General features: G+C 62.0%; 19 protein-coding genes. 16 read left to right on the forward strand and 3 right to left on the reverse strand.

The window, feature by feature from the left end; translation table 11 throughout:
* Positions 1–2: 2 nt before the first annotated feature.
* From WIF35_RS05130 to WIF35_RS05160, 7 genes are all read left to right on the forward strand, one after another.
* Positions 3–866 carry a 4Fe-4S dicluster domain-containing protein gene (locus WIF35_RS05130; protein WP_412480492.1) on the forward strand — a complete coding sequence of 288 codons (864 nt, stop codon included), beginning with the start codon at positions 3–5 and terminating at the stop codon, positions 864–866.
* Positions 863–1,828 carry a NapH/MauN family ferredoxin-type protein gene (locus WIF35_RS05135; protein ID WP_412480493.1) on the forward strand — a complete coding sequence of 322 codons (966 nt, stop codon included), beginning with the start codon at positions 863–865 and terminating at the stop codon, positions 1,826–1,828. The genes WIF35_RS05130 and WIF35_RS05135 overlap by 4 nt, the downstream gene beginning before the upstream one ends.
* Before the next feature lie 118 nt (positions 1,829–1,946).
* Positions 1,947–3,854, forward strand: coding sequence for a diguanylate cyclase (locus WIF35_RS05140; RefSeq protein WP_412480494.1), 1,908 nt, complete (start codon positions 1,947–1,949; stop codon positions 3,852–3,854).
* 169 nt (positions 3,855–4,023) lie between these two features.
* The gene (locus WIF35_RS05145) at positions 4,024–4,878 is read left to right on the forward strand and encodes an ABC transporter ATP-binding protein (RefSeq protein WP_412480495.1); all 855 of its coding nucleotides are present in this window, start codon (positions 4,024–4,026) and stop codon (positions 4,876–4,878) included.
* Between the two features lie 2 nt (positions 4,879–4,880).
* The gene (locus tag WIF35_RS05150) at positions 4,881–5,369 is read left to right on the forward strand and encodes a hypothetical protein (RefSeq protein ID WP_412480496.1); all 489 of its coding nucleotides are present in this window, start codon (positions 4,881–4,883) and stop codon (positions 5,367–5,369) included.
* Positions 5,370–6,197 carry an ABC transporter permease gene (locus tag WIF35_RS05155; protein WP_412480497.1) on the forward strand — a complete coding sequence of 276 codons (828 nt, stop codon included), beginning with the start codon at positions 5,370–5,372 and terminating at the stop codon, positions 6,195–6,197.
* 2 nt (positions 6,198–6,199) lie between these two features.
* Complete coding sequence (locus WIF35_RS05160; RefSeq protein WP_412480498.1) at positions 6,200–6,700, forward strand: TlpA family protein disulfide reductase; 501 nt, start codon at positions 6,200–6,202, stop codon at positions 6,698–6,700.
* A 6-nt stretch (positions 6,701–6,706) separates the two neighbouring features.
* Here the strand turns inward: WIF35_RS05160 and WIF35_RS05165 are convergent, their stop codons facing one another.
* Together WIF35_RS05165 and WIF35_RS05170 are read right to left on the reverse strand one after the other, a co-directional pair.
* Entirely contained in the window at positions 6,707–7,018 is a 312-nt protein-coding gene (locus WIF35_RS05165; protein WP_412480499.1) for a hypothetical protein, read from the reverse strand.
* A 127-nt stretch (positions 7,019–7,145) separates the two neighbouring features.
* Positions 7,146–7,592, reverse strand: a complete 447-nt coding sequence (locus WIF35_RS05170; protein ID WP_412480500.1) for a c-type cytochrome — start codon at positions 7,590–7,592, stop codon at positions 7,146–7,148.
* Positions 7,593–7,842: 250 nt separating this feature from the next.
* Between WIF35_RS05170 and WIF35_RS05175 the strand changes: the two genes are divergently transcribed.
* The 8 genes from WIF35_RS05175 (at position 7,843) to WIF35_RS05210 (ending at position 16,104) form a co-directional block, all read left to right on the forward strand.
* A complete protein-coding gene (locus tag WIF35_RS05175; protein WP_412480501.1) occupies positions 7,843–8,820 on the forward strand; it encodes an ABC transporter substrate-binding protein in 978 nt (325 codons plus the stop codon).
* Between the two features lie 3 nt (positions 8,821–8,823).
* Positions 8,824–9,639, forward strand: a complete 816-nt coding sequence (locus WIF35_RS05180; RefSeq protein WP_412480502.1) for an ABC transporter permease — start codon at positions 8,824–8,826, stop codon at positions 9,637–9,639.
* 2 nt (positions 9,640–9,641) lie between these two features.
* On the forward strand, positions 9,642–10,433 hold the full coding sequence (locus WIF35_RS05185) for an ABC transporter ATP-binding protein (RefSeq protein ID WP_412480503.1): 792 nt from the start codon (positions 9,642–9,644) through the stop codon (positions 10,431–10,433).
* Between the two features lie 33 nt (positions 10,434–10,466).
* Positions 10,467–12,290: a sensor histidine kinase gene (locus tag WIF35_RS05190; RefSeq protein ID WP_412480504.1), complete on the forward strand. Its 1,824-nt coding sequence runs from the start codon at positions 10,467–10,469 to the stop codon at positions 12,288–12,290.
* Entirely contained in the window at positions 12,271–12,645 is a 375-nt protein-coding gene (locus WIF35_RS05195; protein ID WP_412480505.1) for a 5-carboxymethyl-2-hydroxymuconate Delta-isomerase, read from the forward strand. The genes WIF35_RS05190 and WIF35_RS05195 overlap by 20 nt, the downstream gene beginning before the upstream one ends.
* On the forward strand, positions 12,638–13,969 hold the full coding sequence (locus WIF35_RS05200; RefSeq protein WP_412480506.1) for a sigma-54-dependent transcriptional regulator: 1,332 nt from the start codon (positions 12,638–12,640) through the stop codon (positions 13,967–13,969). Before WIF35_RS05195 ends, WIF35_RS05200 begins: the two co-directional genes overlap by 8 nt.
* 177 nt (positions 13,970–14,146) lie before the next feature.
* Positions 14,147–15,757: a methyl-accepting chemotaxis protein gene (locus tag WIF35_RS05205; RefSeq protein WP_412480507.1), complete on the forward strand. Its 1,611-nt coding sequence runs from the start codon at positions 14,147–14,149 to the stop codon at positions 15,755–15,757.
* Between the two features lie 164 nt (positions 15,758–15,921).
* A complete protein-coding gene (locus WIF35_RS05210) occupies positions 15,922–16,104 on the forward strand; it encodes a hypothetical protein (protein ID WP_412480508.1) in 183 nt (60 codons plus the stop codon).
* A 98-nt stretch (positions 16,105–16,202) separates the two neighbouring features.
* On the opposite strand, the gene WIF35_RS05215 is transcribed toward WIF35_RS05210, so the two are convergent.
* On the reverse strand, positions 16,203–17,030 hold the full coding sequence (locus WIF35_RS05215) for a mechanosensitive ion channel family protein (RefSeq protein ID WP_412480509.1): 828 nt from the start codon (positions 17,028–17,030) through the stop codon (positions 16,203–16,205).
* 187 nt (positions 17,031–17,217) lie between these two features.
* On the opposite strand from WIF35_RS05215, the gene WIF35_RS05220 reads away from it, so the two are divergent.
* A complete protein-coding gene (locus WIF35_RS05220) occupies positions 17,218–17,772 on the forward strand; it encodes a hypothetical protein (protein ID WP_412480510.1) in 555 nt (184 codons plus the stop codon).
* The last annotated feature ends 12 nt before the right edge of the window (positions 17,773–17,784 follow it).

Raw genomic sequence — 17,784 nt, forward strand, 5'->3', positions numbered from 1 at the left:
TCATGGGCGACGCCGACCAAAAAACCCGCTCGGCCGCCAAACCGGCCATGTCCATCGAAAAAGCGCAGAAGGCACGGCGCAAGTTCCTCCAATCGATCGGCCTTGCCACCGGGGTGATCGGCATTTCCCTGCTCGGTTATGTGCCGGTGGTCAGCGCCCTGCATACCCGCCTGCGTCCGCCCGGCGCCTTGAACGAGAGCGACTTCCTCTCTTCCTGCATCAAATGCGGCCAATGCGTGCAAGTCTGCCCGGTACAGGCAATCAAGCTGGGCGACCTCGACGACGGTTTCGGCATCGGCGTACCCTTCATCAATGCCCGGCAACAGGCTTGCGACTTCTCCTGCGATGCCGTGCAGTGCATCCTCGCCTGCCCGACCGGCGCACTGACCTACAACAAACCCGAATTCATGAATGTGCGCGAAGGCGCCAAGCTCGCTGCCGCCCCGATCCTGAAGGCCAAGGAAAAGGATGCCGAACCGACGCTGAATCTGAAGGAGCGCATCGGCGTCGCCAAGCTGGTCCGCCCCGACTCCTGCCTGGCCGTACAAGGCAAGGGTTTCAAGGGACAAGCGCGCGGCGCGTCCTTCAAAGGGCAAATGCGCTATATGGAGGTCGATCGCTGGAAGCCGATTCCGGTACGCGACCACCCTTACGACGAAGCGTTGTGCGACCTCTGCGTGCGCGAATGCCCGGTCAAGAACGCCATCGAACTACGCCCGGTCAGGGGGAGCGACGGCGTCGAACGGATGACCCCGGTCGTGCTCGAACCCTGCGTCGGTTGCGGCGTCTGCGAAATGATCTGCCCGGCCGAACCGGCTGCCATCGTCATCGAGGCGCAAGCCGTCTGGAAAGGAGGTGAAGCATGAGCCGCTTCGCCGATCTGTTCATGGGCATGCTGGGAGCTAGCCCCAAGAAGCCGGAAAAAGTTTCGCCCAAGGTGCAGCAGATCATGCTTCTCAAATACGAGGACAAGGATCGCTACATCAAGGAAAAACTGCATGCCCGGGCTCACCACAATCCCAGCCATAAATGGCGCAACCGCCGTTGGGCAGTGCTGCTCGCCGTCAACCTACTGTTCGTTTTCAGCTTCTGGCTCGACATCCAGTTGCTCGAGGGATCGCTGACGGCCTCCCGCTTCGCCGGTTTCCACCTGATCGACCTGAACTCAGCCCTGCAGGTGATGCTGGCGCACAAGCACATCATCGTTAACCTGTTCATCGGTACCTTCACTGTTTTCCTGCTCTGGGTCCTGCTCGGCGGGCGCACCTTCTGTTCCTGGGTCTGTCCTTACCACCTGGTCTCGGAACTGACCGAGAAACTGCACCTGAAACTGGTCGACAAGAAGATCGTCACCGACCACGAATTCCACCGTGGCACGCGCACCGTGTTCTGGGTACTGTTTGGCCTGATGTCCATCGTCACTGGCTATACGGTGTTCGAGACCTTGTCGCCGACCGGCATCCTGTCGCGTGCCCTGATCTACGGCCCGGGCTTGGCGTTAGGATGGGTGGCCCTGTTGCTCCTGTTCGAGGTCTTCTGGTCGCGCCGTGCCTGGTGTCGCTATATCTGCCCCATCGGCCTGACCTACGGTGCGGTCGGTGCCATCTCGCCCTTGCAGATCAGTTACCACGTCGAACATTGCTTCCACGAGGGCGACTGCCGCAAGGTTTGCCTGGTACCGCACGTCCTTGACGTCACGATCAAAGGGCGTGCCAGCGACGAAACCATGGGCCTCGGCCCGGACTGCACGCGCTGCGGCCTATGCGTCGACGCCTGCCCGACCAGCGCGCTGCGCTTCGAGGTCAAGGGCTTGTCAAAATTGCTTTAAGCAAAAACTCAAAAACAACACAATGGAATTATTCTGTTATTTTTGAAGGATTGATATACCACCAAGCGCTGACTTAGACTAACATTTAGCGAAATTGATATTTGAATCATTTTGCATAGTGTCTGAGTCTTCGCAACTTCTTCACCGTCTCTTTGCGGCACAGAATCTACCGTCGCCATCTGCTGCTGCGCTCAAAATCATTCGTCTTACGCAGGACGAAAATAGCTCGCTGGCCTCGTTGGAAAAATGCATCCGCACCGACCCGGCCTTCGTCGCCAGATTGATTCAGGTCGCGAACGCCGGCCGCGGCAACCAGATCACACGCCCGGTGGTGGCCATCAAGGACGCCATCCTGGTGCTAGGCCTTCCGGCCATCCGGAATCTGGCGCTCGGCTTCTCGCTTTTCGACGGCAACAAGACCGGTCAGTGCCGGCATTTCGATTTCGAACAATACTGGATACGCGCCGTTCTGCTTGGCAACGCCTTCCAGATCATCGTTCGGGAAACCCGTTCGGCGCCGCCAGAAGAAGCTTTCTGCGTCGGTCTGCTCGCCAATATCGGCTCCCTCGCCCTGGCTTCCGTATTTCCGGAAGCTTATGGAAGACTGCTTGAGGACCAGTCTTCTCCGTTGAGCGTCGAGGAGCGTGAAATCCAGGCACTGGGTCTCGACCACTGGGAGATCGGGGCAGAGCTCTTTCGACACTGGGGCCTGCCCGACGTTTATGCTCAGCCGGTGGCCAAGCATCAAAACAAATCGCTGGAACGCCTGCCCATCGACAGCCGAAGCTACCGGCTGGGCTGCGCTCTGGCATTGGCGCAGACCATCGCTGACCTGATCCTGCAAACCCAACTACGAACGCCCGAAAAACTCTCCGAACTTCACCGCATTGGCGCCCGCCTCTCCCTGGAGTCCGAGAAATTGCTGGAACTCGGCCAGGAAATCGCGGCAACCTTCAAGAGCTGGACGCAAGTTCTCAGCCTGCCCTGGCTCTCCCAAATGGATTTCAGTTGGGTTCAGGAAGCCGCCCATGACAACACGGTCCTGACCACAGCAGTCGCCGACAACAAGTCGCAGGCGTTGCGCATCCTGCTGGTGGACGATGAGGTTTCGGTACGTCAGTACCTGACGCAGGTGCTTGCTGAAGCGGGTTATCGTCTGTCCGTCGCCAGCAGTGGCAGCGAGGCCCTGGAAATGGCCAAAGCCACGCCGCCCGACATCTTGGTAACTGACTGGATCATGCCGGAATTCGACGGTTTGCAATTGATCCGCGTACTTCGTCAGGAGCCCTGGGGGGACAACCTCTACACGCTGGTCCTGACAGCGATCACGGACGAGGAAGGCCTGATCGAAGCCTTCGACGCCGGCGCCGACGACTACATCTCCAAACCGATCAAGCCGCGCGTGCTACTCGCCCGCCTGCAGGCAGCGACACGTGTCATTCGACTGCAGAAGGAAACGGAACGGCATTTCCAGGAAATGCGCGACATCGCGACGGAACTGTCGGTCAGCAACAAGCGCCTCCATGAATTGTCCATCACCGATGTCCTGACCGGCTGCCCAAATCGTCGCTATGCCCTCGAACGCCTGCAGCAGGAATGGGCCTTGGCGAGTCGCCACACTAGGCCACTGGCCTGCCTGGTCGTCGACGTCGATTGGTTCAAGCAGATCAACGACCTTTACGGGCACGAACACGGCGATGAAGTTCTCAAGTCGATCGCCAACACGCTGCGTTCCGGCATCCGGACCGAGGATGTGGTTTGCCGCGTCGGTGGCGACGAGTTCTGGGTCATCTGCCCCAACACCAATCATGAGGCTGCAACGCGGTGTGCCGAACGCCTCTGCGAAATGGTGCGCCAACTCGGGATCAAGGCCGGCGACAAACTCTGCTCGATCAGTGTCGGCGTAGCGGCGATCGACAAAGAACTCTCCTCACCTTCGGCACTATTGGACCAAGCCGACCGAAACCTTTACAGCGCCAAGCGTAACGGCCGGGCTCAGGTGGGAAGCCGTACGACCTTGTCGTGACACGAGGCAAAAAGGGCACATCGAAGCGCAATTTTGACCGAAGGCCTTAACTTGTGCTGACGGAAGCTTTGGTTGAAAGCCGTATATGCCTGTGCGACAGGCATCCCAGCCTTTCGTTTTTTGATCAAAATTCAATGTGCACCGCAGGCGGCACCCTATAATCCGGCGCATGATCCAGTTCAAGAACGTCGCCAAGACCTTTCGCAAAGCCTGCGTCCTCGACGGCATCAGCCTCGACATCGGCTTGGGCGAACGGGTCGCGCTGATCGGCTCCAACGGGGCCGGCAAGACCACATTGATCCGCTGCCTGCTCGGCGAATATACGCATGACGGCACGGTCGCCATCGGCGGCCTCGACCCGCGCGCCAACCGCACGGCGGTGCTCGGCCAGATCGGCTTCGTGCCGCAATTGCCGCCACCGCTGAAGATGCCGGTCGGCCAGCTGATCGATTTCTCGGCCTCGCTATGCGGCACCGACCCGCAGCGTATCCACGCCATCGCCAAACGCCTCGGCCTCGATATTGACGCCATCCTGACCCGCCAGTTCGTGCGCCTCTCCGGTGGCATGAAGCAGAAGCTGCTGATCGCCATCGCCCTCGGCCGCGACGCCAAGGTGCTGGTGATGGACGAGCCGGCGGCCAACCTCGATCCCGAAGCGCGCAAGATTTTCTTCGACCTGCTGGCCGAACGCCTCGACGACGCCACGATGATCATCTCCAGCCACCGCCTCGACGAGGTGTCGTCCCTGGTCAATCGCGTCATCGAGATGGACATGGGCAAGGTCGTGCTCGACGACAAGGTGGCCGACGACGTCACGCTGACCGACGTGCTGGCCTGCCGCATCCAGCTGAAACGTTTCGAACCGGCCTTCGCCAAGGCGCTCGATGGCTGGAACATCGCCGCCACCGATGAAGCGCAATTGCAGTGGCAAGGCGAGATCGCCGGGCCAGACCGCCTGCGCTTCCTCGGCATCGTGTCGCGCTACACGGCACTGGTCGCCGACCTTTCGTTGAGCGAGCGTTGACCATGTGCGATAGCCATCGCCGCGACTTTCTCGTCCGTACCGGTCTCGGCGGCCTGCTGCTGACGCCGCTCGCCGCCGCCCTGTCCGGTTGCAAGACCGGCAACTGGCCGGACGGCATGGCCGAGATCAAGTGGGACCGCGACACCTGCAACCGTTGCAGCATGGTCATCTCCGACCGCCGCTTCGCCTGCGAGGTGCGTGGCGGGCCGGACAACGTCGCCTTCAAATTCGACGACCCCGGCTGCATGGCCTTCTGGCTCAAGGAGAAGGCCGAGAAATACCCGTGGATGGCCGACCCGGCGACCAAGGTGTGGATTGCCGACTTCGACAGCAAGAGCCGCGAGGAAATGCACTGGCTCGACCCGAAGCGCGCCTATTTCGTCACCCGCACTTCGCCCATGGGCTACAACTTCGCCGCCGTCGCCGCGCCGCTGGCCGGCGCCCTGGATTTCACCGACATGCGCCAGCACGTGCTGGCCAAGGGTAAATAAATGAAGCAACTCTGGCTCACTGCCAAACTGGACATCGTCGAATCGCTGCGTGCCCGCTGGTTCCAGATCTATACGCTGGTCTTTGGCGGCATCGTCGCCCTGCTCTTCGTTTTCGGCCTGACCGAATCGCGCGTGCTCGGCTTTATCGGCCTTTCCCGCCTGCTGGTCACGTACATCCAGCTGACCATGGCCATCCTACCCATCTTCGTGTTGATCACGACCGTGCGCTCGGTGGCCGGCGACCGCGAGGCGGGCGTCTTCGAATACCTGTTGTCGCTGCCGGTCGGTCTCGGCGCCTGGTTCTGGGGCAAGATCGTCGGCCGCTACATCGTCGTCTTCGCGCCGGTCTTCCTGGCCATGCTGGGCGCCGTCGTGTGGGCGACCATCGTCGATATCGAAGTGCCCTGGGGTATGTTCGGCTACTACACCGCCCTGCTCGCCGTCATGGCCATGTGCTTCCTCGGCATCGGCATGCTGATCTCGGCCATCGCGCGCAGCACCGACATGGCGCAAGGCGCCGCTTTCATGGTCTGGCTGACCCTGCTGCTCTTCCTCGACCTGATCCTGTTGGGTGTCATGATCCAGGGCAAGATCGCGCCGGAACTCGCCGTCACGCTGGCCCTGGCCAATCCGCTGCAGGTCTTCCGCACCGCTGCACTGGCTCTGTTCGACCCGCAACTGATCGTGCTCGGTCCCTCGGCCTACGTCATCCTCGACCTGTTCGGCGCCACCGGCTACAAGGTGTTCGCTCTGGTCTATCCGGCGGCACTCGGCGTCGTCAGTGCTACCATCGGCTATGTTCTGTTCCGCCGCGGTGATTTGCCCTGATCATGCCCTTGGTTAAATTAGTTTCCAGCCTGGTTTTTGCCCTTTTTGCCACGTGCACCGCAGCACAGGAGTTGCCGAGCAGTGCGCCGCTCTTCGCCGCTACCCTGAGCAACCTGGACGACAAGCCGGTAGCCTTGGAGCGCTACAAGGGCAAGCCGCTGGTGGTCAATTTCTGGGCGCGCTGGTGCGGCCCGTGCCGGGCCGAGATTCCGGAGCTGATCAAGTTCCGAAATGCACACAAGGGCAAGGTCGAGGTGCTCGGCATCGGCATCGAGGATAAGGCCGAACCGGCCAAGGAATTTGCCAAGGCCTACGACATGGATTACCCGGTCTTTGTCGCCAAGGAGCAAGGTATCCCGCTGATGCAGGCCCTCGGCAACAAGAAGGGCGGCCTGCCCTACACGCTGTTCATCGACCGTAACGGCCAAATCGTCCAGCTCAAGATGGGCCTGATCAAGAAAGCCGATCTCGACGCCGCCGAAACGGCCTTGCTCAAACCCTGAGCTTGCTTAAACGGTCACGCGGTTAATCAGCGCCGTCAGTTCCGGGTAATAAACCAGGCGGCTGAGCCGAAGTTGGCGATTCAGCCGGATGGTTTCCACCGCCTCGCGGGCAGCTGCCGATTGCTCCAGCAGCATCGGAAATGCCTTGCGCGGATCGACCAGGGAAAAGATATTGTCCAGCAGCTTGCCGCATTCGCGATAGTGACGCGGATCGAGTTGGACGTATTGAGCACCGCCATCGCACGCATCAAGATAACTCGCGGCAGCGGTGGCCGTGGATTCGAGGGCGCTCAGTTGCGATCGGGTGAAGTAGGTCATTTTCTGACTCCAAACACTACCTGGCACGAGGCCAGACGGTTCCCAGTCTAGGCGTCGTCCCCGCCGAATTCCGTGATTTATTTGGCACTTTCCGGCAAATGCCCTTTAGGGCAAAAGCCGCGCCGAATCAGCGTTCGCGGAAGTTTCGGTGGCAGGTCTGACAGGTGTCGTAGACCTTCTTGTACGGCTCGCCGACGGCGTTCTTGTCCTTCTTGTTGGCGGCGGCCAGCAATTCGTCCGTGGCGGCAAGGAAACCCTGCTTCTGCTTGTCGAATTCGGCTGCCTTGCTCCACACCTCGGGCTTGGATTTGCTCGGCGGGTAGTTGGTATCGGCCCCGAAATGCCCCCACGGCTCATCACGCTTGGCCACCAGCTCGGCGGCCATGGCAGCGAACTTGTCGGCGTCGTAGCGATTGTCCTTGAGCATCGTCCCCATCGGCTCGAAGCTGCGCAGGATACTCTTGAAGGCCTCTTGGCGGGTCTTCACCGGCTGACCGGGGCGGGTGTCCTCGACTTCGCCGCAGGCGGCCAGAAACACGAAGGGCAGGAGCAGGAGCACGGACGAACGCGACATGGCATGAACGGTCAGGAAAAAAGGAGTCGCAATTATACGGAGCCAATGCTGACAGGCTGCCGACAGTGGCGTGCGAAATTTCGGAATCAACGACCAGCAATTTCCGGATTTCCGCACACACATCCTGGCAATAGGCTCATACAAAACGTGAATTCAATGACTTAGCGTACGAATCAAACTGGCACATCTCCTGCAAACGCTTTGCGCCATGCCGCCCTGCGGTTATCTAAAAACTCTGGAGGAGATATCCATGCACAAGTCCATCCGCCTCGCGCTGATTGCCGTCTTTGCCACCGGCAGCCTTGCCGTTCAGGCCCAGACGCCCGACGTCGTCCGTCTCGGCAATCTGAAGTTCGCCCACTACGGCGCCGTCTCCTACATGAAGGAATACTGCGGCAAGTACAACTTGAAGGTCGAGGAACGCATGTTCCCAAAGGGGCCTGACATCATGCCGGCCATCGTCGCCGGCGAAATCGATATCGCCGCGCTGGCCTCCGATGGGGCCATCTCCGGCCGCGCCAACGGTGTGCCGATCGTCACTGTGGCCGGCTTTGCCAAGGGCGGGGCCCGCCTGGTTGCCGGGGCCGAAACCGGTATCAAGGATATCCAGGGCCTGAAGGGCAAGAAAGTCGGCGTCACCCGCGGCGGCGCCCATGAACTGCTGCTTTACGCCGAGCTGGAAAAGGCCGGCCTGACGTGGTCCGACAAGCCGGGCAAGGACGTGCAGGTCGTCTTCCTCGCCTTCGCCGACCTCAACCAGGCGCTGGCCACCAAGCAGATCGATGCCATGTGCCAGTCCGAGCCGCAATCCTCGCAGGCCATCAACAAGAAGTTCGGCGTCGAGATCATGAAACCGTACAACACCAAGATGGGCGAACCGGTGCGCCTGCTGGTCATGACCGAGAAGATGTACAACGAGAAGAAAGACGTCGCCCAGCGCGTCATGAAGTGCTTCGTCGAAACCACCGCGCTGTTCAACAAGGACATGGCACTGGCCGAAAAATACGTGCGCGAGCAGATGTTCAAGGGCCAGATCACGGCGCAGGACTTCCAGGATGCGATGGACAACGCCGACTACACCTACGACGTTTCGCTCGAGCACGTCGACATCACCACCGATTTCATGAACAAGTACGGCGTCGGCCGCATGGCCAAGCCGCCCAAGGCCGCCGAATGGGTCAAGCTCGACCTGCTGCAGAAGGCCAAGGCCGACCTGAAGGTGAAGTAAGCGATGCTGCAGAAACTGAAGAACTTCGCTCACGGCGCCCTAGTGCCGGTGCTGGTGCTGATCGTCTGGGAGGCCTGCTCGCGGGCCGGCCTCTTTTCCGAAGTCGTCATGCCGGCACCGTCAGCCGTCGCCGCCAAATGGTGGGCCTACCTGCTGCCGGCGCAACCGCAGGCCGATGGCCAGAGCTATTTGGCCTGGCTGCTCTCCGGCGAACTGCTGCATGACGCCTATTCCAGCCTCTACCGCGTCATTGCCGGCTTCCTGATCGGTGCCGGCCTGGCCCTGCCGCTCGGCCTGCTGATGGGCGCCAACAACCGCATCTACGACCTGTTCAACCCGCTGGTCCAGATCCTGCGCCCGATCCCGCCCATCGCCTACATCCCGCTGGCCATCCTGTGGTTCGGCCTGGGCAATCCGCCGTCCTTCTTCCTGATCGCCATCGGCGCCTTCTTTCCGGTGCTGATGAACACCATCGCCGGCGTCCGCCAGGTGGACGGCATCTACATCCGCGCTGCGCGCAACCTCGGCGTCGGGCAATGGACCATGTTCACCCGCGTCATCCTGCCAGCCGCCACGCCCTACATCCTGGCCGGCGTGCGCATCGGCATCGGCACCGCCTTCATCGTCGTGATCGTCTCCGAGATGATCGCGGTCAATGACGGCCTCGGCTTCCGCATCCTGGAAGCGCGCGAATTCATGTGGTCCGACAAGATCATCGCCGGCATGATCACCATCGGTCTCTTGGGGCTGGCCATCGACACCGCCGTCAGCCGTCTGAACAACCACCTGCTGCGCTGGCATCGCGGCCTGGAGCACTAAGCATGAGCGACATCCTGATTTCCAACGTGCAGAAAGTCTTCAAGACGCCGGGCGGCGACGTCGTGGCGCTGAAAGACATCAACCTGACCATCAAGCAGGGCGAATTCGTCTGCCTGCTCGGCCCCTCCGGCTGCGGCAAGTCGACCCTGCTCAACGCCGTGGCCGGCTTCCAGCCACCATCGGCCGGCGAGATCGTCATCGAAGGCAAGAAGATCCTGTCGCCGGGGCCGGACCGTGGCATGGTCTTCCAGGAATATGCCCTCTTCCCATGGATGACGGTCGCCCAGAACATCGCCTTCGGCCTGGAAATCCAGAAAAAGGAAAAGGCCGAGATCGACCTGACCGTGAACCAGTTGCTCGACCTGCTGCACCTGAAGGATTTCCGCGACCGCTTCCCGAAGGACCTGTCCGGCGGCATGCGCCAGCGCGTTGCCATCGCCCGCGTGCTGGCGCTCGACTCGCCGATCATGCTGATGGACGAACCTTTCGGCGCGCTCGACGCGCTGACCCGGCGCAACCTGCAGGACGAACTGCTGCGCATCTGGGAAAAGCTGGGCAAGACCATCCTCTTCGTCACCCACTCGATCGAGGAGTCGATCTACCTGGCCGACCGCATCGTGGTCATGACCTACCGCCCGGGTACGGTCAAGCGCGACCAGGCGGTCGACATGCCGCGTCCGCGCGATCCGTCGTCCGCTGCCTTCAATGACCTGAAGCGCGAACTGGGCCGCCTGGTCATGGAGGAACAGCAGCGCCATGCCGCCGCCGAAATGAAGCTGGCTGCGGTGGACTGACTGAAAACGGCAAAAACCCTTACGATGGCGGCAGTGAATTCCTCCGACCTGCCGCTCCCCCACTCCCGCCGTGCCTGGCTTTTGCTGGGCGCGGCGGCGTGCTTTTGCCTGCTGCTCGGCAGCCTGTGCTACCGCATCTTCCTGGCCGGCTACATCGACAGCGAACGCCAGCTTTCCGCGCAGCGCCTCGATGCCTTCGCGCTGTCGCTCGAAGCCACGCTGTCGCGCCACGAATCCCTGCCCGGCCTGCTCGCCCTCGACCCGACGCTGGCCGCCCTGCTGCGCGACCCGAAGAATCCGCAGCGCATCGCCGCCGCCAACGCCTATCTCGAAACGGTGCAGCAAGGCGCGGCGCTGGCCAACGCCTTCCTGATCGACATCGACGGCAACACCCTGGCCGCCAGCAACTGGCGCCTGCCGCGCAGCTTCGTCGGCCATAACTACGCCTTCCGCCCCTATTTCCGCGACGCGCTGGCCAAGGGTCTCGGCCGTTTCTACGGCGTCGGTGTGACAACCGGCGAACCCGGTTATTTCCTGGCCGGCCCGGTGCGCGAAGGCGGCCGCACGCTTGGCGTGGTCGTCGTCAAGGTTGGTCTGGAAGCGATGGAGCAAGCCATGGCTGGCGCCGGCGAAACGCTATTGCTGGCCGACCAGGACGGCGTGATTTTCCTTTCGTCTAGCCGACAACTCCGTTACCGCGCGCTTTCCCCCCTGCCCTCCGCCGTCCGCGATTCACTGGCCGAGACCAAGCAATACGGCGAGCCACCGATCACGCCATTGGCCGATCGCCCGCTGCCGCTGGACGCCAGCGAGCCGGTACGCCTGGCGTTGACCGGCCAGCCCGAACGCGAGTGGCTGATTCACGTCCGCCCGGTCGGCAACTCCGGCTGGCAGGTCGTGCAGCTCGGTAACCCCGGCGAAGCCCGCTCGGCTGCCACCGCAGCAGCCACTGCCGTCACCTTCGCCGCCGCCTTCCTGCTCGGCCTCGCTGCCCACTTCCGCCACCGCCAGCGCCGACGCGAGGAGTTGCGCCGCGTCTACGACGAACTCGAAAGCCGCATCGCCGAACGCACCGCCGACCTGACCGAACAGATCGCCGCGCTCGAACGGACCAAGGCCATCCTGCGCGAGACGCGCGATGCCGCCGTGCAGGCCGGCAAGCTGGCGACGCTCGGCCAGATGTCGGCCGGCATCAGCCATGAGTTGAACCAGCCGCTCGCTGCCTTGCAGACCTTCGCCGACAATGCCCGCGCCCTGCTGGCCCGTGGCCGCTACGACGAGGTCGGCGAGAACCTGCAGACCATCAGCGAACTGGTCGACCGCACCGGCCGCATCGTGCGCCAGTTGAAGAGCTTCGCCCGCAAGGAAGCGGCGACGCCGCAAGCGGTCACCGTCGCCAGCGCCATCGAACATGCCCAGATGATCGTCGAGCCCCGCCGGCGCGAGCTGGCGGCGCACATCGCCATCGAGTTGCCGGCCGAAACCTTGCTCGCCATCGCCGAAGCCGGCCGGCTGGAGCAGATTCTGGTCAACCTGCTGCGCAACGGCCTGGATGCCATGGCCGGCCAGACGGCGCCGCAGCTTGAAGTCTCGGCCAAGCGCGAGGGCGAACAGGTCGCCATCCGCGTGCGTGACCACGGCCCCGGCGTGACGGACGAGGTGCGCGCCCATCTGTTCGAACCCTTCTACACGACCAAGCCGGCCGGCGAGGGCCTTGGCCTTGGCCTGGCCATTTCGCTGACCATCGCCGAAAGCTACGGCGGCACGCTGAGCGCGCATAATGCGCCCGACGGCGGCGCCGTTTTCGTGCTGACCCTGCCCGCCGCTGGAGAAAACCATGCCGCACCTGACGCTTGAATATTCGCGCAACCTGACCGACTTCGACGCCGATGCCACGCTCGTCGCCATCAACCAGGCCATGGCCGACAGCGGCCTGTTCGGCGAGCCCGACATCAAGAGCCGCGCCATCGGCTTCGACCATTTCCGCATCGGCACCGCCGACCTGCCGCGCTCCTTCATCCATGTGCGCATCGCCCTGCTGTCCGGGCGCAGCCCGGAAGACCGCAAGCGCCTGGCCGACGGCGTGCTCGCCGCGCTGACTGCTGCGGTGCACGGGCAAAAAACGGCAAAAACCGGGATGGAGCTGCAACTGAGCGTCGAAACCACCGACCTCGACCGCCCGAGCTACGCCAAGGCCGTGCTCAATGGCTGAAGCCATCGTCTTTCTCGTCGAGGACGATACCGCAGTACGCAAGGGCTGCGAGCAGGCGCTGACCTTGGCCGACATCGCCGTACGCGGTTTCGCCGATGCCGAGTCGATGCTCGCCGCACTCGCCCTGACGCCGCCGGCCATGGTGGTCACCGACGTTCGCCTGCCCGGCCGTGACGGCATGGCCGTCCTGCGCGAACTGCGCCAGTTCGACCGCGAGTTGCCGGTGCTGCTGATCACCGGCCATGGCGACGTGGCAATGGCCGTCGAAGCCATGCGCGAGGGCGCCCACGACTTCATCGAGAAGCCCTTCGCCTCCGAGCGCCTGATCGCGGCCGTACGCAGCGGCCTGGAAAAGCGCGCCCTGCGCCTGGAAAACCGCCAGCTCAAGGAACGCCTGGGCAGCGGCACGACGCAGATCATCGGCCAGTCTCCAGCCATGCAGCACATCCGCCAACTCGTCTCGACGCTGGCGCCGACCGGCGTGGACATCCTGCTCAACGGCGAAACCGGCAGCGGCAAGGAAGTCGTCGCCCGCGCCATCCATGAGGCCAGCGGCCGCCGCGGTCCCTTCGTCGCCATCAACTGCGGCGCCCTGCCGGAAAGCGTGTTCGAAAGCGAGCTGTTCGGCCACGAGGCCGGTGCCTTCACCGGGGCCGGCAAGCGCCGTATCGGCCGCATCGAGCACGCCAGCGGCGGTACGCTCTTCCTCGATGAAATCGAGTCGATGCCGCTCAACCTGCAGGTCAAGCTACTGCGCGTGCTGCAGGAGCGCAGCATCGAGCGCCTCGGTAGCAACACCGCCATTCCGGTCGATTGCCGCCTGGTCGCGGCGAGCAAGGCCGATCTAAAGGCCGAGGCCGATGCCGGCGGCTTCCGTGCCGACCTTTATTACCGCCTGAACGTGGTCAGCATCGACCTGCCGCCACTACGCCAGCGCCGCGAGGACATCCCGCTGCTGATGGCAGCCTTCCTGAACGACGCGGCCCAGCGCTACCAGCGTCCGCTCGCCGAATGGTCACCAGCCGACCTCGCCCGGTGGCAAGCCCACGACTGGCCGGGGAATGTGCGCGAATTGAAAAATGTGGCAGACCGCTGGGCGCTCGGCCTGCCCGATAATCTGCTCAATACCGTTCACAACGGTCTTACCGGCCTGTCGCTAGCCGCCCAGGTCGAAGCGGCGGAAAAAGCCATCGTCGAGGCCGCCTTGCGCCAATCCAACGGCAACGTCGCCCAGGCCGCTGAGCTGCTGCAAACACCGAAGAAAACTGTCTACGACAAGCTCAGCCGATACGCCATCTCGGCTGATACTTATCGCTCGAAATAAAGAACCTCGCCTCAGATCGAGGAATAAGCCTTTGCTCGCGCCCCAGTGCAAGCATTCTCGTCGCTCATGTTGCTCCAACCTCATTTTCATAATAGAGTGATATTGTTAATTTTTATATTTTAACAACAATGTTTCTCGTGGGTCACACTTAACTCGATCAAGTGGGGGAGAACAAACATGAGCATCGCTAAAAAATTGGCTTTTCTGATTGCCGGTGCGATTTCTGCACTGCTTTTGCTCGCCGGCATCAGTTACCAACAGATGGGGCGCGTATACGAAGCGGCCAACTTCAATACGGTTAATGTCATGCCCAGTGTATTGGTGCTGAACACCGCAATCGTCGATTTTGGACGAATCCGTGTCCGTGTTTTCCGACATATCCTGGCCACCGACCCGAAAGACATGGATACCGCGGAACGGCAGATTTCCGAAGCCCGCATCGCCGTCGAGAAAAGCCTGAAGGACTATGAAAAGCTGATCGCCGGTGATGAAGACAAAAAACAGTTGGAATCGGAAATAAAACTGTTCGGTGAATACATGTCCGCGATTGGCGGGGTTCTTGAGCTTTCCCGAAGCAAAAAACAGGATGAAATCAAGAAAGCCTTGGAAAGCGTCAACAAATTGGCAGTCAAGCTCAATGACGACCTCATCAACCACATCAAGCTCAACGCTGAACTGGGTCGAAAAGCTGGCGCAGAAGCAGAAGCGACAAAGAGCAACGCCACCCTCGTTTCTGTTCTCGTCGTCCTTGTCGTCCTCGCAGTCTTGTGTGCTTTCGGCTTTGCCATCGTGCGCAGCCTGCTCTCCCGCATCGAAGCTGCCAACCAGATGGCCGCCCGCATCGCCGCCGGCGACCTGAGCAGTTCCGGCCAACTGCAAGCGGGTAACGATGAAATCGGCAAGTTGCTGCAATCGCTCGACAAGATGCGCGGCGATCTGGCCGGTACCATCCGCGAGATCGTCGCCCAGGCTGAACAGGTCGGCAACTCGGCCAGCCAGGTTTCCGCTGCCGCCCAGCAGGTTGCCGTCAGCAGCGAAAACCAGTCGCAATCGACCGCCTCGGCCGCAGCCGCCGTCGAAGAACTGACGGTCAGCATCGACCACGTCGGCAGCAGCGCCGACGACGCCCGCCAGCAGGCTGTGGAATCTCAGGATCTTGCCCTGAACAGCGCCCAAGATGTGGACAGCGCCTCCCAACAGGTTCGCAATATTGCACAGCGCGTTGAAAACACATCGCAACAGATTCAAGCGCTGGCCGAGCAGGTCCAGAAAATTGGCAACGTGACGACCGTGATTCGTGATGTGGCCGACCAGACCAACCTGCTCGCTCTCAATGCCGCCATCGAAGCCGCCCGTGCCGGCGAACAGGGACGCGGCTTCGCAGTCGTCGCCGACGAAGTGCGCAAGCTGGCCGAACGCACCACGCAATCGGTGCAGGAAATCGCCTCGATGATTTCCGGCATTCAGACCGAAGCGACCACTGCCGTCAGCAGCATGCAAGGCAGCCGCGAAGTCGTCGGTGCCGTTGTCGAAAGCGCCGAACGTGCCAGCGGCTCGATGAACAGCATACGCGGTTCGGCCGAAACCATGCAGCACGCCATTTCCGGCATTTCCGAAGCCCTGCGCGAACAACGCTCGGCCTCGGTGGAACTCTCCCGCAACGTCGAATCCATCGCCCAGTTGTCGGAAGAAAACGCCAGCGCCGTTGCCTCGGTCTCGCAAACAGCCACCCAGCTCGAAGCTGTCTCCGTCCGTTTGAAGAGCAGCGTCGCCCGCTTCCGCTTCTAAACCCGGCCGACCTGGCTGGCGCCAAAAAATGCCGATTCCTGCGGTGCACCGCGGAAATCGGCATTTTTCATGGACCTTCCCTGACTGATAGCGCGTTGTCTTTGGCTGGTCTAATCGCCTGTCAGAAGGTAGAGTCTCGCCCTTTACGCTCCACTCAGGCCGCCATGAAACAAGCCAAAAGCCGTACCCGCTACCCGGAAATGTCCCTTCCCGCCGAACTCGCCAACATTGTCGACAGCGAAGTTCAGGACAAGGGTTTCAGCAACCATCCGGATGCCATGAAGGCCATCAGCGCCTACCTGCGCCGCGCCGTCGCCTTCGAGCAAAAGCAGCGCTACGGCCGCTGAGCCGGTAGCCCGCCCGCGCCATTGCCGGGCATGGCCGGCGCCGCCAGCGGCAACTCGCCGCCGGCCTCTCGTCAAACCGCATCTGGTCCGCCGGCCGTTCAGGCGGCGGCGCCAAGCATGCGAATCTCGCGCAACGGCACCGACAGCGCGATATTCTGCGCGGCGAACACTTCCAGTAGACGTTTGTTGATCTCGCCGACCGCCGCATCGTGATCAACGACGGCCACCCACGGTCCCACACCGATGACGACACCGGCGTCGGTCAGCCGTGCAATTCCGAAAACCGGCTCCGGCTCGCGTAGCACGCGGCTGTTCTGCTGCAGAATCTCCTCGACCAGACCCAAGGCCTGATCGACATCGGCGGCATAGGAAAGCGTCACGCTGATCCGCAGCTGCCGAATCTGCCCATAGTTATGCAGGATTTCGCCGACGATCTTGCGATTGGGAATGACCACCTTCGATTTGTCGGCATGCCCCAGCGTCGTGCTGAACAGGCTGATATCAAGCACTTCGCCCTCTTCCTCGACGATGGAAATGTAGTCGCCGACATGGAAGGGCCGAGTGAAGATGATGGTCAGGCCGGCCACGATGTTGCCCAGAATCCCTTGCATGGCCAAGGCCACGCCGGCACCGGCAACGCTCAGGCCAGCGATCAGCGGCAGCAATTCGATGCCCAGGTTCTGTAGCGCCATGATGGCAAACAGGCCAAGCACCAGCAATTGTACGATCTTGCGTAGCAGCGAGACGACGGGCGAATCCAGCTTGAATCGACTCAAGAGCCGCTCAAGCAGGCGCGCCGCCCAGCGCCCGACGATGTAACCTGCCACCAGGATGGCAATGGCGACGACCAGCTTCGGCCCGAAGCGGATCGCCATATCGATCGCCGAGGCCCGAACCTGGTCGATGGAGTTAAGCGAGCTATCCATGGTGTCCTCCCGTATTCCAGTCGTTCTTCCCTTCGCCACGTGGCAACTGATGGCGCCGACGCGACGAAACCACGCTTCGTCATATTGCGCCCGGCAGCAACGTGCTGCAAGGTGACTCAAGTCACAGACTCTCCGGCAGCCAACTCATACACTTTCCCAATTATCACAACCGATTCCGGAGAGACTCATGCCCACCACCCGCCTCGCCTTCCTGTTCCTTGCCGCCGGCCTCTCGCTGGCTGCCACCGCCAGCCTGGCCGATGGCCTGAAGTTCCTGCCCGCGCTGGACGCCGGTTTCAAGGCCGAGCCGACCCTGGCGCTGACCGCCGGCGTAATGAACGCAGCCGCTGCCAAGGACGACGCCATCGGCGTTTACGGCATCGACTTCAACATGAATTGTGGCTTGATCCAGACGCCGGACAACCGCATCCGCACCCACGTGCAACTGAACCACGTCAACCAATCCGGCGTGAAGGCGACTTCGGTCGAACTGTCGCCGCGCTACACACTGCCGCTGGGCGGCGGTTTCTCCTTCGGCGTCGGTCCGGCGCTGGCCTACGTCAATGCCGACACCCCGGCCGGCGACAAGAACCTGTTCGGCTACGGTGCCGCCGCCGGCTTCAATTTCCGTAAGGGCATGTACTACTCCGGCCTCGACGTGCGCTACCTGAACACCAACGAGCGCGACCGCGTGCAGTTCGAGAACTGGACCTTCGGTATCAAGGTCGGCGTCAATTTCTGATCGTCCGGCACA

This window comes from Azonexus sp. IMCC34839, from assembly GCF_047047955.1.
Lineage (GTDB): Bacteria > Pseudomonadota > Gammaproteobacteria > Burkholderiales > Rhodocyclaceae > Azonexus.